Here is a 13,068-nt window from a genome sequence, read left to right as displayed (position 1 = left end):
GACGTGGAGTCTTCGCCTGATCAGCGGAAGGCGGGCGGGGTGCCGGTGAGCTCGTGGAGGGTGAAGTAGAAGGTGGCGCCCTCCCCCACCCGGCCCTCGCCCCACACCCGTCCCTTGTGGCGGCGGATGATGCGCTGCACGGTGGCCAGCCCCACCCCGTGGCCCTCGAACTCCTGCTGCGTGTGCAGCCGCTGGAACACACCAAAGAGCTTCTTCTGGTACTCCATGTCGAAGCCCGCCCCGTTGTCCCGGACGAAGTAGACGCGCCCGTGCCCCGTCCCCGGGAAGATGCCGAACTCGATCTCCGCCACCGGCTTGTCGCGGGTGAACTTCCAGGCGTTGCCCATCAGGTTCTCCAACACCAGGCGCAGCAACTGGGCGTCCCCGCGATCCACCAGCCCGTCCCGGATCCGGAAGCGCACGGTGCGCTCGGGCACCCAGCGCTGGAGCTGCTCGGCGACGGTGTGCGCCAGGCCGGACAGGTCGACGTCCGTCTCCACGAGCTCCGCGCTGTTGACGCGGGAGATCGCCAGGATGCCGTCGATGAGCTCGGCCATGCGCTGGGACGAGGCGCGGATGCGCTGCAGGTAGTCCAGGCCGGTGGTGTCGAGCGTGGCGGAGCAGTCCTCGGACAGCGCCTGGGTGAAGTTCGAGATGCTGCGCAGCGGAACGCGCAGGTCATGGGCCACCGAGTAGGCGAAGGACTCCAGCTCCCGGTTGGAGAACTCGAGCTGGGCCGTGCGCTCCCCGATGCGCTGCTCCAGCTCCGCGTTGAGCCGGCGCACCTTCTCCTCGTCCTCGCGCCGCTGGGAGATGTCGGTGATCATGGCCAGCGAGCCCAGATATCCGCCGCTCTCGTCCTGGACGGGGCAGGCGGCGACCAGGGTCCAGACGGGCGTCCCATCCTTGCGCACGAGCCTGAAGTCGTCGAGGAGGACGGCCTGTCCCTCGTTCTCCTGCGTCATGAGCTCCCGGACGGTGCGGGAGAGCTCCGGCTGGTAGACGAACTCGAGGAGGTGTCTGCCCAGCATCTCCTCCGGCGTGTAGCCGAGCAGCGAGGCCGCGTACTGGTTGACGTAGGTGGTGCGCCTGTCGGCGTCGATCATCCAGACACCCTCCTGGGCGGTCTCCAGCATGAGCTGGAAGCGCAGCTTGGTGCGGAGCTGGCCGGCCTCGGCCTGGCGTTGATCGTGGGTGTCCTTCAGGTTGGTGATGGCCCCCAGGAGCCTGCCCTGGCTGTCGCGCACGGGCATGGACCTCACGCGGAAGTGCCGGCCCTCCGGGTGGGCGGCATTGCGGATGAAGAGGTCCACCTCGGGCGGTTCCTCGCCCTGGAGGCTGCGGTAGAGCGGAAGCTGCTCGGCGGGGTAATGCGTCCGGGTGTCCGGGTAGAAGAGACCGTACCGCTCGCTCCAGATCCTCGGGTCGTAGTGCGTGAACCCGGGGCCGAGGATCCTGCGGGCCATGTCATTGGCGTAGAGGTTGCGGCCCTGGGCGTCCACCACGAACAGGCCATCGGTGGAGTTGCCGAGGATGGCGCGCAACAGGGTCTCGTGCTCGGACTGGAAGAGGCGCTCGGCGACCTCGTCGGGCGGCAGGTCCGGGTTGGAACGGGCGGTCATGGGATGGGGCGAGCATAACGAGCCCCTCTCGGGGATGTCATCCACCGCACATCACCGCCCGCCTGCCCCTCCATCCGCCGCTCGATGCGAGGCGCCCACCTGTGCCAGCGCTCCCTTGAGCTCGGGGAGCGCGTAGGGCTTGGGCAGCAGCACGGCGCCCGTCACCTCCCCGCCCGAGCTGACCACCGAGGCGCCATGGCCCGAGGCGATGATGACCCGCAGTCCGGGGTGATGGAGGACGGCCTCGCGGGCCAGCTCCACGCCAGACCTGCCGGGCAGGCTCACATCCGTGAACAACACGTCGAAGCCACTGGAGCCGAGCGCCTCCTGGGCCGCTTCCGCGCTCGCCACGGCCCGCACATGGTGGCCGAGCACCTCCAACAGCTCGCAGGCGGACTCCCGGATGTCCGCGTCGTCCTCCACGAGGAGGATGCGCAGCCCGTCCGTCTTCGTGGGAGCGGTCCCCGCCTGGACCTGGGAGGCCAGGGCCGTCCGTGAGGCGATCCGCTGCTGGCGGTTGCGGAGCATGTGGCGCAGCTTCCGGGCGAGATCCTCCCGGCGGTAGGGCTTGCTCAGCAGGCTGACGCCGGGATCCAACCGCCCCCCATGGACGATGGCGTTCTCCGTGTAGCCCGAGGTGAACAGCACCTCGAGGTCCGGGAGGAGCGCCTTGGCCTGCCGGGCGAGCTCCGGGCTGCGGACCGGGCCGGGCATGACCACGTCGGTGAACAGCAGATCCACGGGCATGCCGCTCTGGATGACCGCCAGCGCGCTCTGGCCATCGGACGCCTTGAGCACGCGGTAGCCGAGCTCCGTCAGCAGCTCCACCACCGTGGCGCGCACCTCGGGATCGTCCTCCACCACCAGGATGGTCTCGGTGCCTCCCTCGATGGGACCCGTCACGGGCTCGGAGACCGCCACCTCCGCCTGGATCGAGCGGGGCAGGTAGATCTTGATGGTCGTCCCGTGCCCGACCTCGCTGTAGAGCTTGATGTGGCCACCCGTCTGCTTGACGAAGCCATACACCATGCTCAGGCCCAGCCCGGTGCCGCGGCCCTCGGGCTTGGTCGTGAAGAACGGCTCGAAGGCCCGCTCCATGACCTCCGGTGTCATACCGCTGCCGGTGTCGGAGATGGCCAGCATCACGTACTGCCCGGCCACGACGTCCTGGTGCAGCAGGGCGTAATGGTCATCGAGCATGGCATTGCCGGCCTCGATGGTCAGCCGGCCCTCCCCGTCCATCGCGTCGCGGGCGTTGATGGCCAGGTTCAGGATGACGTTCTCGAGCTGGTGGGGATCCGCGAGCGTGTTCCACAGACCGCCGGCGATGACGGTCTCGATCTCGATGCCCTCGCCCAGGGCACGCCGCAGCAGATCTCCCATGCCCCGCACCAGCCGGCCCAGGCTGATGACCACCGGATCCAACGGCTGCCGCCGGGCGAACGCGAGCAGCTGGGCCGCGAGCCGGGCGCCGCGCTCCACGGCGCTGACGGCCGTCTCCAGGCGTTTCTGCGCCCGCTCATTGTCGGCGATGTCCCGCTGCAGGAGCTGCAGGTTGCCGCCGATGACCTGGAGCAGGTTGTTGAAGTCGTGCGCCACACCACCGGTGAGCTTGCCCACCGCCTCCATCTTCTGGGACTGCCGCAGCGCGACCTCGGTCTGCCGCCGCTCGGCCTCGCTCTCGCGCAGGGCCCGGGTGCGCTCGCGCACCAGCTCCTCCAGGTGCTCCCGGTGCTTGCGCAGCTCGTCCTGGGCTCGCTTCTGCTCGGTGACATCGTGGCCCTGGCAGAAGATGCCCGAGACCGTCCCGTCGGGCTCGAGCACGGGCTGGTACACGAAATCCACATACGCTTCCGAGGGCGGCGCGCCGGGCTCCTGCTGGATGAAGAGCTTCTCGCCGCGGCCGACGACCGGCTCCCCCGTCGTGAAGACGCGATCGAGCAGCTCGAAGAAGCCCTGCCCCTCCACCTCGGGAAGGGCCTCGCGCACGGATCTGCCGAGGACCTCCCGGTGGCCGATGAGCTGATCGTAGGCGGGGTTGGTCAGCTCGAAGACGTGCTCGCGCCCCCGCATGAACGCCATGAAGCCGGGCGCCTGCTCGAACAGCCGGCGCAGGAGGCGGCGCTCGTTGTCCAGGAGGGTGTTCGTCTCCTGGACGATTCGCGCGCGTTGGAGGACGCCCGCCTCCATCTGCTCCAGGGGAGCGGCGCTCACGGCCTGCTTGAGCCGCTGCAGTTCCGTCACGTCCACCGTGTGCTGGAGGATGAAGGCCACCTCCCCCCGCTTGTCGAGGATGGGGGTGTGGGTGGCACTCCAGTAGCGATCCTCGACGACCACGCCCTCCGCCGTCTCGCGGGGCACCCGGTAGAGGATCAGCGCCAGGGTATCCGCCATCCGCCGGGCCAGGACCCGCTCGAACGACGCCTGCAGCATGCGCGCGTTGGCGTTGTGGGGGTCCTGGGGATCATGGGGGAACGCATCGATGACATGGCGCCCCACGAGATTCTCGAACCGGCTCGCCGTCACCCGGAGGTAGGCCTCGTTGGCCGCGACGTACCGGAGCTCGCGGTCCAACACCATGTAGGGATTGGGAGAGTGGTTGAAGAGCGCCTTGAAATCGAGGGTGTCGGACATGGTGGGGGGGGCGACTCGGCCGCGAGACGATGGATACACAAACAATCGTCGGGACGCGATTCCAACTTCTAGGGTGCACGAGAAGCATCAGGAAAGTTCACAAAAGAACCCCCGCTCCGCGAGCGGCCTTGCATCCGGGCACTCGGCATCATGCCGGTGGGGCTCACGCCGGTTCGAGCAGCCGGAGGAAGGCCCGCGTGGCCTCCGCGTCGTCGAGCCCCGCGAGCTCCTCACCCACCTGCAGCTCCGTCTCGGCAACCCCGGGCACCCGCGTCTGGCTGAAGGCGTTGGCCACCCAGATGCCATTCTCCCGGGCGATGCGATCGCGCTGGCGGCTCAGCGCCCTCGGGTCGCCGCTCAGGAAGACGCGGAACATGTTCGTCTGCACGGGCCGGGGCAGCACGGTGAGCCGGGAGTCCGCCGCGAGCGCCTCGGTGAGGGACTTCGCGCGCTGCACGTAGCCGGGGATGCGGGCCAGCGCGTCGTCCAGGCGCATGGCCGCCGAGGCGGCGTAGGGCCACATCTGGAAGATGTTGCCGCCGTGCCGGTGCCGCCACAGGCGCGCGGTGCGGATGAAGTCACGGTTGCCCGCCACCATGGCCCCGCCCAGCGCGCCCACCATCTTGTAGAAGGACACGTAGACGGAGTCGAAGCCGCGGCAGATGTCCGCGTAGGAGCGCCCGTAGAAGGGCTGGCTCTCCCACAGGCGCGCGCCGTCCATGTGGAGCTTCACGCCCTGCTCGCGGCAGGTGCGCTTGAGCTCCTCCAACTGCTCCCACGTCTGGAGCTGTCCTCCCAGCCAGCGCACCGGCAGCTCCACGCTGACGACGTCCAGCGGCTCGCGCGCCTCGCGCACGTCGCTGGCGAGCACCGGCCGCGTCCAGGGCGAGAGCAGCACCGCCCGCAGCCCGTGCAGCACGGCGTAGCTGTCGTTCTCGTGCAGCACGTGGTGGGACGAGGGGTGCACGCCCACGGTGCGCCTGCCCCCGGCGTCCGCGTACATGCGCAGCGCGATGAGCTGGCCCATGGTGCCCGTGGGCATGAAGCACGCGTCCTCGAAGCCGAGCAGGCCCGCCACGCGCTTCTCCAGGGACTGGACGGCGCCACCATTGCCGTACACGTCCCCCGAGAGGCCCTGGCGCTGCACCCACTCACCGATGCGCACCAGCTCGGCGCCCTCGTTGCCGGGGGCGGAGCCGGCCGCGAGCGAGGCGCGGCACCCGCGGCGCAGGCGCTCGAACTCCTCCCGTGTGGGGCCGGGCGGCGTGGCGGGGGCCGCGCTGGCCGCCGGAGCCTCCTTCTTCGGAGCGGGGGGAGTCTTGGGCGCGGCGGCGTGTGCCGTGCCCTTGAGGAGCGTGGAGCCGGCCAACAGGCCGGAGAGGGCGAGGAACTCGCCCCGGCTGAGATCGCGGTGGGCCATGGGGAAACACCTCGGGGTGTTCCCCTACCCTACACGAGATTCCCGGCCGCCAACCGGGCAAGCCTGGGAAGTGGGGAGGAGCCGTTTTGCGTGAGATGCTACGCGGCAAAGGTTCGACCCCCCCTCCTTGGACTCCCTGCTGAAACCCGCTGTGGTCGCGTTGGTGCTCTCTGTCGGCGTGGTGCACGCCGCGGAGCCGCCATCCGTCGACCAGGTGCGCGCGGAGCTCGACCGGCAGCTGAGTGAGATGGTCAACACGCCGCCAGCGGAGATGCGGCTGCTCTTCGTGGGGTTGGATCCGGCGCAGTACCGGCTCGACGAGGTCCACTTCACGCTGGATGGAGAGCCGCTCCCCACGCCGCCGGTGGAGCGGATCGGCTCTCCCGGACCGCACGTGCTGGTGGCGCGGCAGCTCGCGGATGGGCCGCACACGCTGGTGTCCAACGTCGTCTACATGGACGCCTCGTGGAACATGTTCAGCCAGACGTCCGGCCTGCTGTGGAACCTCACCTCCACGCTCAACTTCCAGACGCAGAACGGGCTGCGCGTGGACGTGACGGCCACCGCCGCCGTGGTGCCGGAGGCGAAGGATCCGCGGCGGAAGGTCAAGCTGGCGCACGGCGTGAACATGGAGATGATCGCGAAGCTCGAGGACGTCGCGCTTCCCGAGATGCCTCCGCCCCCGGCGAAGAAGGCCGAGGCACCGCGGCCGGAGCCGCCGAAGGCCGCACGCGATCCGGTGCCCACGCCAGCGGCTCCGGCCCCCACGGCGCCACAGCAGAAGGCGAAGCTGCTGGTGCGGGTGCTCTCGAGCCTGAAACCCGTGGCGGCCACGGTCTCGCTGCGCGGGGCCACGACGCAGCAGGTGTCCTTGAAGAAGGGAGCCCAGGCTCCCGTGCAGGTGGAAGTGGCGCCGGGCGACTACGTGGCGGACGTCCTCGCGCCCGGCCTCCTCGCACAGACGCGCCGGGTGCGGCTCGAGGGAGGCGCCGCGCAGCCCCTGGACTTCGCGCTGGTGCGCGCGCCGAAGAAGGCGCTGAAAAAGGACGAGAACGGCCGGGTGGAGCTGCCCAAGCCCCTGCGCTTCCCCGAGGGAAAGCCGGTCCCCCTGCCGGACAGCGCCAGCCTCTCGCAACTGGTGGATCTGCTCGTGCGCAACCCCACCTGGAAGCTCCGCATCGAGGGCCATACCCACAACCAGGAAGGCGACGAGGGCGCGCGCGAACAGCTCTCCGAGGCGCGGGCCCGCGCGGTGATGGAGCTGCTCGTGAACGCGGGACTGGAGCCATCGCGCCTCGAGACGGAGGGCTTCGCCGACTCACGGCCCAAGGCGCCCAACTTCACCGCTCGCGGCCGGGGACTCAATCAGCGCGTGGAGCTGCTCGTTCTCGAGCGTTAGCCCGATCTTCCATTTTGGAAGACCGGCCCGGTCGATTCGACCGATGACGCCAGGACGTCATCCACCTCCGTGGGCGCGCGCTCCTCTGAAATATCGAGGCGATGAGCACTGGCCCGTCATTTGCCCTCTTCCGTTCCCACAACCCGTCACACGAGGAACGGAACCATGGGCCAGCCGCTGAACCTGATGACCCCCGAGGTGAGAGCCAATCCCTATCCGCTGTACGCGGAGCTCCGGCGCGGACCGGTGCGTCAGGTCGAGCCGGGCGGCATGTGGGCCGTCAGCCGCTACGACGACGTGGTGACCGTCCTCAAGGATCCCCGGCGCTTCTCGTCCGAGGGCCTGGGCCGGAGCTTCCGGCCTCCCTGGTTGGAGCGGAACCCCACGGCGGACTCACTCGTCATGAAGGATCCGCCGGAGCACACGCGCCTGCGGGCCCTGGTCAGCCGGGCGTTCAACGGCGCGGCGCTGAGCCGCCTGGAGCCCAGCATCCGCGCCATCGCCGAGGAGCTCGCCGACTCCGCCGTGCGCCGCCAGGAGGTGGACTTCATCGCGGAGTTCGCCCTGCCCCTCCCGGCCCGCGTGTTGAACCTCTTCTTCGGCCTGGAACCCGCCATGGCGCTGCGCTTGAAGCAGTGGGCGGATGATCTGGTCAGCATCCCCGCCAGCCAGCCCTCGCCCCAGCGCCAGGAGCAGATCCGCCACAGCCTCCAGGAGATGGAGCGCTGCTTCAACGCCCTCATCGAGCAGCGACGCGCCCGGCCTGGAGACGATCTCGTGAGCGAATTGCTCCGGGGTGAGCTGACCCACGAAGAGGTCTTGAGCTTCCTCTTCGGCTTGGTGCCGGCGGGCGTCGAGACCACCGTGTACCTGCTCGCCAACACGATGGTGGTGCTCTCGGAGCATCCGCGAGAACTCGAGCGGGTGCGCGAGAATCCCGCACTCATTCCCCAGCTCATCGAGGAAGTCCTCCGCTTCGAGCCCCCGGGGCAGAGCAGCCTGCGGCTGACGACAGAGGACGTGGAGCTCTCCGGCGTCACGATTCCCCGGGGCTCCATCGTCGTGGCCCTGGTGGGCGCGGCCCTGCGCGACGAGAGCCGCTTCCCCCAGGCGGACCGGTTCCTCCTCGATCGCGAGAGCCAGAGCGCCCTCGCCTTCGGCCACGGGCCCCACTACTGCCTGGGGGCGATGCTCGCCCGGCTGGAGGCACGCCTCGGCCTGGAGGCACTCTTCTCCCGTATCCGCGGCTTCTCCCTCGAGCGGAAGGAACTCGACTGGTCCCAGTCGATCATCGCCCGGGGGCCTCGTGCCCTGCCGCTCCACCTGGAGCCCCTCCGGTAGATGCGCCAGGATACGGCACACATGAGCGACATCGCCTTTCTGTGCCACCCCACCGTGGGCCACCTGAACACGCTGTTGTCCACGGCACTGCGGATGAAGGAAGACGGGCACCCCACCCGCTTCTTCATCCCCGGAGGGCCGTCGCTCGGCTTCCGGTTACGGCCGGACATCCTCAACAACGTGGTGGACGTGCCCGCGAGGGTGGAGCGCGCGGGCCTGCCACTGGAGCGGCTCCGCCCGGCGCTCGGCGTCATCTTCCACGCCATCCGTCTGGCCCGGAGCAGTGGCTACGAGGAGAGCCGGATCGCCCTGAAGCTGTTCACCGCCGGGGTGGAGGCGACCACGCGAGACATCCTCCGGCGGCTGGAGCGGCGGCCCGCGGACGTGCTCGTGGCGGACTTCGCCTTCTACCCGGCCCTGCTCGCCGCCGAGACACTGGGCATGCCCTGGGTGGCCGTCTACCACAGCGGTCTCCCGTTCCGGGGGCCGGGCATCCCTCCCTGGGGCAGTGGCCTGCCGATCGGCACGCAGGACGGTCCCGAGCTGCGGAGCGCCGAAGCGGCCGAGGCGGAGCTGCTCGCCGAGCTGACCCGGCGGGTGGGCAAGGCCCGGCGCGCGTTCGGTCTGGGACCAGCGCCGGAGGATGTCCTGCGCGCCCCCGCCTCGCCCTGGCTCAACCTGGTGGTGAGCCACGAGGCCATCGAGGCGCCTCGCACCAACCTGGGGCCGAGCACCTTCTACATCGGTCCCTGCTTCTCCACGCGGCGAGGCACCGACGAAGAGGGCTTCCCGTTCGACAAGCTGCGTGCGGACGCCTTCAAGGTCTACGTGTCGCTCGGCACCGTCTTCAACGACAAGCCCGAGGTGTTCCGCACCATCCTCCGGGGGCTCGACGTGCCGGGCGTCCAGGTGGTGGTGAGTGGAGGAGCCGCGTACCCGGCGCTCGCTTCCGGTCCCCTGCCCTCCAACGTGCTGCTCTTCCGCCGCGTGCCCCAGGTGGATCTGCTCCCGAAGGTGGACCTCGTCATCGGCCATGGAGGCAACAACACCACCAACGAGACGCTGGCCGCGGGCAGGCCCCTGCTGGTGGTGCCCGTGGGCGGCGAGCAGCACGACAACGCGCGACGGGTGGAGTACCTCGGCGCCGGACTGTTCCTGCCCATGGGCTCGCTGTCCGAGAACGGGGTCCGCCGGGCGATGACGCGGCTGCGCGAGGAGCCGGGCTTCCGCACCCGGGCCGAGGCCCTGCGCCAACAGCTGGCGGACACCGAGGGCACGGGAACGGCCTCCGCCCTCATCGCCCTGTTGGCCAGGCGGCGCGCTCCGGTGCGCCTCCCCGAGGGAGCACCGCGCACCCTCACGCGCGAGGGGCTGGTGTCACTGCTCACGTTACTCGAGAACACCTCGGCCGGCGCCACCTCACGTTCCGCCTGAGGCCCGGGGGCCGGTGGGGTTAGGCTGCACGCCCCATGAACCAGGATCCCGTCACGCTCGTCGCCGCGCTCCGCAACGCCCTCGAGGACACGGGGCGCGACTTCTCGTCGATGCCGTTCTTCGTCAGGCCGATGGTGCGCGGTGGCTTCGCGAAGCGCACCGGGCAGAGCCTCGAGGATTGGCAGCGCCTCGCCTCGGCACTCCTCTCGGAGGTGAAGCCAGACACCGAACCCGCCCGCGTGCGCGAGCGCCACCCGCGGCTACGTGAGCAATTGGCGCAACTCGCCGAGAACTACCGCACCGCTCCCGAGCGGGCCTCGAAGGGAATGGGAGCGCTCGCGGGAACACTCCAGCGCGTCCAGGAGAGCTCCCGGCGCCGCGAGGAGGCGGTCCGCGCCCTCATCTCCTGGCTCGGATGAAGGCGACGGAACCTGGATGCACATCACACTTTTTCAGGATAAGATGGATTTCCAGAATCCGTTGTTCTACTCGAGTTCTGGAGAGTCCCCCCGATGCCGCTCAATCCGATACGTTCTTCCCTCTGTGCCTTGCTGACGGGGTTGGTGCTGGCGGCCTGCGGGCCCGTGCCCGAGTCACCGGAGGTGCCGGAAACCCTCGGCGTGGCCGAGGCCGCCATGTGCTCCAGCTCGGCCGTCACCAGCCTGACCCTCTCGGGCATCAGCACGTATCAGGGGGAGATGGCGGGTGCTGGAACCTATGCGGTGTCCTACCCGGCCAACGCCGTGTGGTTGGTGTTCTCCATCGATGGCGTCGAGCAATCGCAGTCGAGGGTGGACGGTGGCACGGGCACCTGGTCCTTCAGCAAGGCACCTGTCTCCTGCGGCACGCACACCTTCACGGTGACGGCCAGGCCCATGGTCGTCTCCAGCAACGGGACCTGGACCATCTGCTCGGGCAATCCGGGCCAGACGATTTCCCGGAGCGTTACCGAGCCCTGCCCTGCTGGAAAGAAATGTCTGATCGAAGCCCATTCCTGGGAATGCGGAGCCTGGTGCCAGGCGGGCTGCATGGACAACTACTCCTACTATTTCACGACGGATTGCAACTCCATCTCCGACTGTGCGGGTCAGGAATACCATTCGTCGGGAAGCAATGACTACCGGCCCGGCGGAGGCATCTGCGACTACACCTACGATCAAGTCCCTATCGCCTGTGACTATCCGTAGCCGGCATCCAAGGCATCCCCGAGCGCGCTGAGCGTGCGCGATGCGGCCCGGGTGTAGGCCTCGCGGCCCGCCGTCACGCCGTACTCGAGCTCGTCGGCGGCATGGAGGACGGAGAAGAAGCGCGCCCGGGCGGCGAGCCGGGCGACGGCGGCGTCATCGAGCGCGCGGCCCTTCCGGTAGGCGGCGAGGCCCGCGGCGAGCAACGGCTCGCCCCGCCAGGCGAACAGGCCCGCCAGGTCGGCCCCAGGGTCTCCCAGCGCGACATCCCCCCAGTCGATGACGCCCGTGAGCCGGCCGCCCTCGACGAGCAGGTGCTCGGGGAAGAAGTCGTTGTGCAGCAGGACGGGCGCGGTGCTCGGAGGCGGCGGATGCCGGAGCAGCTCGAGCGCCCGCTCGCGCGTCCGCGCGTCGAGAATGGCACCGAATTCCAGAAGGCGCGCCTCGCACTGCCCGGCCCATTCCACGAGTCCCCCTTTTTCGTCGGCCTCGACGCCGAGCCGGCAGGCCTCCTGTGACGGGAAGGCGTGGAGCACCGCCAGGAAGGTGCCGAGGGTCTCGCCGTATGAGGACACCTCGAAGGCGTCCTCCAGACGTTCCAGGCCCGTCTGGCCCGGCAGGCGGGGATAGCCGACGAAGCGGTGCGGATAGCCCTCGCCCGGCTGGCCCAGGAGCCCGAACCGGGGGACCGCGAGGGGAAGTCGCGGTGCGAGCAGCGGAAGGAGGGCGACTTCCCGGTCGAGTTGCTCGACGACCTCGGCGCGTTTGGGGAAGCGGAGGATCCACTCGCGCCCCTGGCGGTCGCGCGCCGTGTAGACCCAGCTGTCCCAGCCTTCGTTGAGGTAGCGGATCGAGTCCAGCTCCGCGCCTTGCGCGCGGACGAGCCGCAGGACGAGTTCGGGCGTCAGCTGGAGGTCACCTTGCTCCCAGGGGGTATCCATGTGGAGCCGATATCAGGGCAGAGGAAGGCCGCCCCTATACTCACCCGGAACACGAGAACCCGCGGTCCGGGAACCGGAGGAAGCGCGTCATGTTGGCGGAATCGCTCAAGGGGAAATCAGTCATCGTCACCGGCGCCAGCAAGGGCATTGGAAAGGGGATCGGCCGGGTCTTCGCGCGGCACGGCGCCAAGGTGCTGGTGGTCGCGCGAGATCTCCAGGCGGCTGAGGCGACAGCGCGGGAATTCGTCGCGGCCGGTGGCACCGCCAGTGGCTTCTCCGCGGACGTGACCCGGCTCGAGGACATGGAGAAGATGGCCCGGACGGCGGCCGAGCGTCATGGCGGGCTCGACGTGCTGTGCGCCAATGCCGGCATCTTTCCGCAGGTGAAGATGGAGGACATCCGGCCAGACGCTCATCGTGGATGGCGGTCAGGTCCTCCCCGAATCGCCGGACGCGTTGAAGCAGATGTAGGGCCTCGGCCTGCTGAATTTCCACCTCCTCGTCCCGGGCACACGGGAGGTGACCGCGAGATGCCCCCGGGCAAGAATCGGCTCGGGAGTGCCTTCTCCCTGAATGAAATCCACGCGCCCCCGTCATGAAGGGCACAGGGTGAGCGGGCGGCGAGCGCCTCCCTCTCCTGGAAACCTCAAACAGGGAGAAGTCCCATGCTGGCACTGGTGCCCACGCGGGGCGGCTACCTCATCCGCAGCCGGCTCAACGGGCTCGTGCTCGACGTGCAGGGAGCCAACAAGGCCGCGGGCACCCCCGTCATCACCTGGGAGGCCACCGGCCAGCCCAATCAGGTGTGGCAACTCGTGCCTGGCCGCGGCCGCGGCACCTACTACATCCAGAGCCAGCTCAACGGCCTCGTGCTCGACATCGAGGGCGGCAAGACGGATGGCTCGGGGCGGATCATCACCTACCCCATGAAGCGCGACGGGGCGGACAACCAGCTCTGGCAGCTGGACCTCTGACCAGGCTTCCCCGGCTGGCGATCAGCCTCCCCGAAGAAGCGGGGCGGCTGACCCCCGGGCAGGCATCCATCCCACAATGCAGCACAAGACGGGGAGTTCGCGGACCAGCAACATTCTCC

Annotated in this window: 11 protein-coding genes; 7 read left to right on the top strand and 4 right to left on the bottom strand. The window is 69.4% G+C overall.

The features are described 5' to 3' along the window. Positions 1–20: 20 nt before the first annotated feature. From Q664_RS39895 to Q664_RS39885, 3 genes are all read right to left on the bottom strand, one after another. On the bottom strand, positions 21–1,622 hold the full coding sequence (locus Q664_RS39895) for a PAS domain S-box protein (RefSeq protein WP_052519250.1): 1,602 nt from the start codon (positions 1,620–1,622) through the stop codon (positions 21–23). Between the two features lie 51 nt (positions 1,623–1,673). Next, positions 1,674–4,256, bottom strand: a complete 2,583-nt coding sequence (locus Q664_RS39890) for a response regulator (RefSeq protein WP_052519249.1) — start codon at positions 4,254–4,256, stop codon at positions 1,674–1,676. 163 nt (positions 4,257–4,419) lie between these two features. Then, positions 4,420–5,676 carry a threonine aldolase family protein gene (locus Q664_RS39885; protein ID WP_043408592.1) on the bottom strand — a complete coding sequence of 419 codons (1,257 nt, stop codon included), beginning with the start codon at positions 5,674–5,676 and terminating at the stop codon, positions 4,420–4,422. Between the two features lie 127 nt (positions 5,677–5,803). On the opposite strand from Q664_RS39885, the gene Q664_RS39880 reads away from it, so the two are divergent. The 5 genes from Q664_RS39880 (at position 5,804) to Q664_RS53290 (ending at position 11,037) form a co-directional block, all read left to right on the top strand. After that, positions 5,804–7,075 carry an OmpA family protein gene (locus Q664_RS39880; protein ID WP_043408589.1) on the top strand — a complete coding sequence of 424 codons (1,272 nt, stop codon included), beginning with the start codon at positions 5,804–5,806 and terminating at the stop codon, positions 7,073–7,075. Positions 7,076–7,240: 165 nt separating this feature from the next. Further along, complete coding sequence (locus Q664_RS39875; RefSeq protein ID WP_043408586.1) at positions 7,241–8,416, top strand: cytochrome P450; 1,176 nt, start codon at positions 7,241–7,243, stop codon at positions 8,414–8,416. A 21-nt stretch (positions 8,417–8,437) separates the two neighbouring features. After that, entirely contained in the window at positions 8,438–9,850 is a 1,413-nt protein-coding gene (locus Q664_RS53295) for a glycosyltransferase (RefSeq protein ID WP_160174604.1), read from the top strand. A gap of 35 nt (positions 9,851–9,885) precedes the next feature. Next, entirely contained in the window at positions 9,886–10,269 is a 384-nt protein-coding gene (locus tag Q664_RS39865) for a hypothetical protein (RefSeq protein ID WP_043408580.1), read from the top strand. Positions 10,270–10,362: 93 nt separating this feature from the next. Further along, positions 10,363–11,037 carry a carbohydrate-binding protein gene (locus Q664_RS53290; protein WP_052519246.1) on the top strand — a complete coding sequence of 225 codons (675 nt, stop codon included), beginning with the start codon at positions 10,363–10,365 and terminating at the stop codon, positions 11,035–11,037. On the opposite strand, the gene Q664_RS39855 is transcribed toward Q664_RS53290, so the two are convergent. Then, complete coding sequence (locus tag Q664_RS39855; RefSeq protein WP_043408577.1) at positions 11,028–11,975, bottom strand: phosphotransferase family protein; 948 nt, start codon at positions 11,973–11,975, stop codon at positions 11,028–11,030. The two genes, Q664_RS53290 and Q664_RS39855, sit on opposite strands and share 10 nt — an antisense overlap. Positions 11,976–12,064: 89 nt before the next feature. Here Q664_RS39855 and Q664_RS53285 point away from each other — a divergent pair, with 89 nt between their 5' ends. Together Q664_RS53285 and Q664_RS39845 are read left to right on the top strand one after the other, a co-directional pair. Then, positions 12,065–12,574 carry an SDR family NAD(P)-dependent oxidoreductase gene (locus Q664_RS53285; RefSeq protein WP_052519245.1) on the top strand — a complete coding sequence of 170 codons (510 nt, stop codon included), beginning with the start codon at positions 12,065–12,067 and terminating at the stop codon, positions 12,572–12,574. A 66-nt stretch (positions 12,575–12,640) separates the two neighbouring features. Beyond that, positions 12,641–12,949, top strand: coding sequence for an RICIN domain-containing protein (locus Q664_RS39845; protein ID WP_043408573.1), 309 nt, complete (start codon positions 12,641–12,643; stop codon positions 12,947–12,949). Positions 12,950–13,068: the final 119 nt, after the last annotated feature.

Origin of the sequence: Archangium violaceum Cb vi76 (assembly GCF_000733295.1) — a bacterium.
GTDB classification, from domain to species: domain Bacteria; phylum Myxococcota; class Myxococcia; order Myxococcales; family Myxococcaceae; genus Archangium; species Archangium violaceum.
Note: the sequence above shows the minus strand (reverse complement) of the source record. Positions and strands in the feature narration are given on the sequence as shown.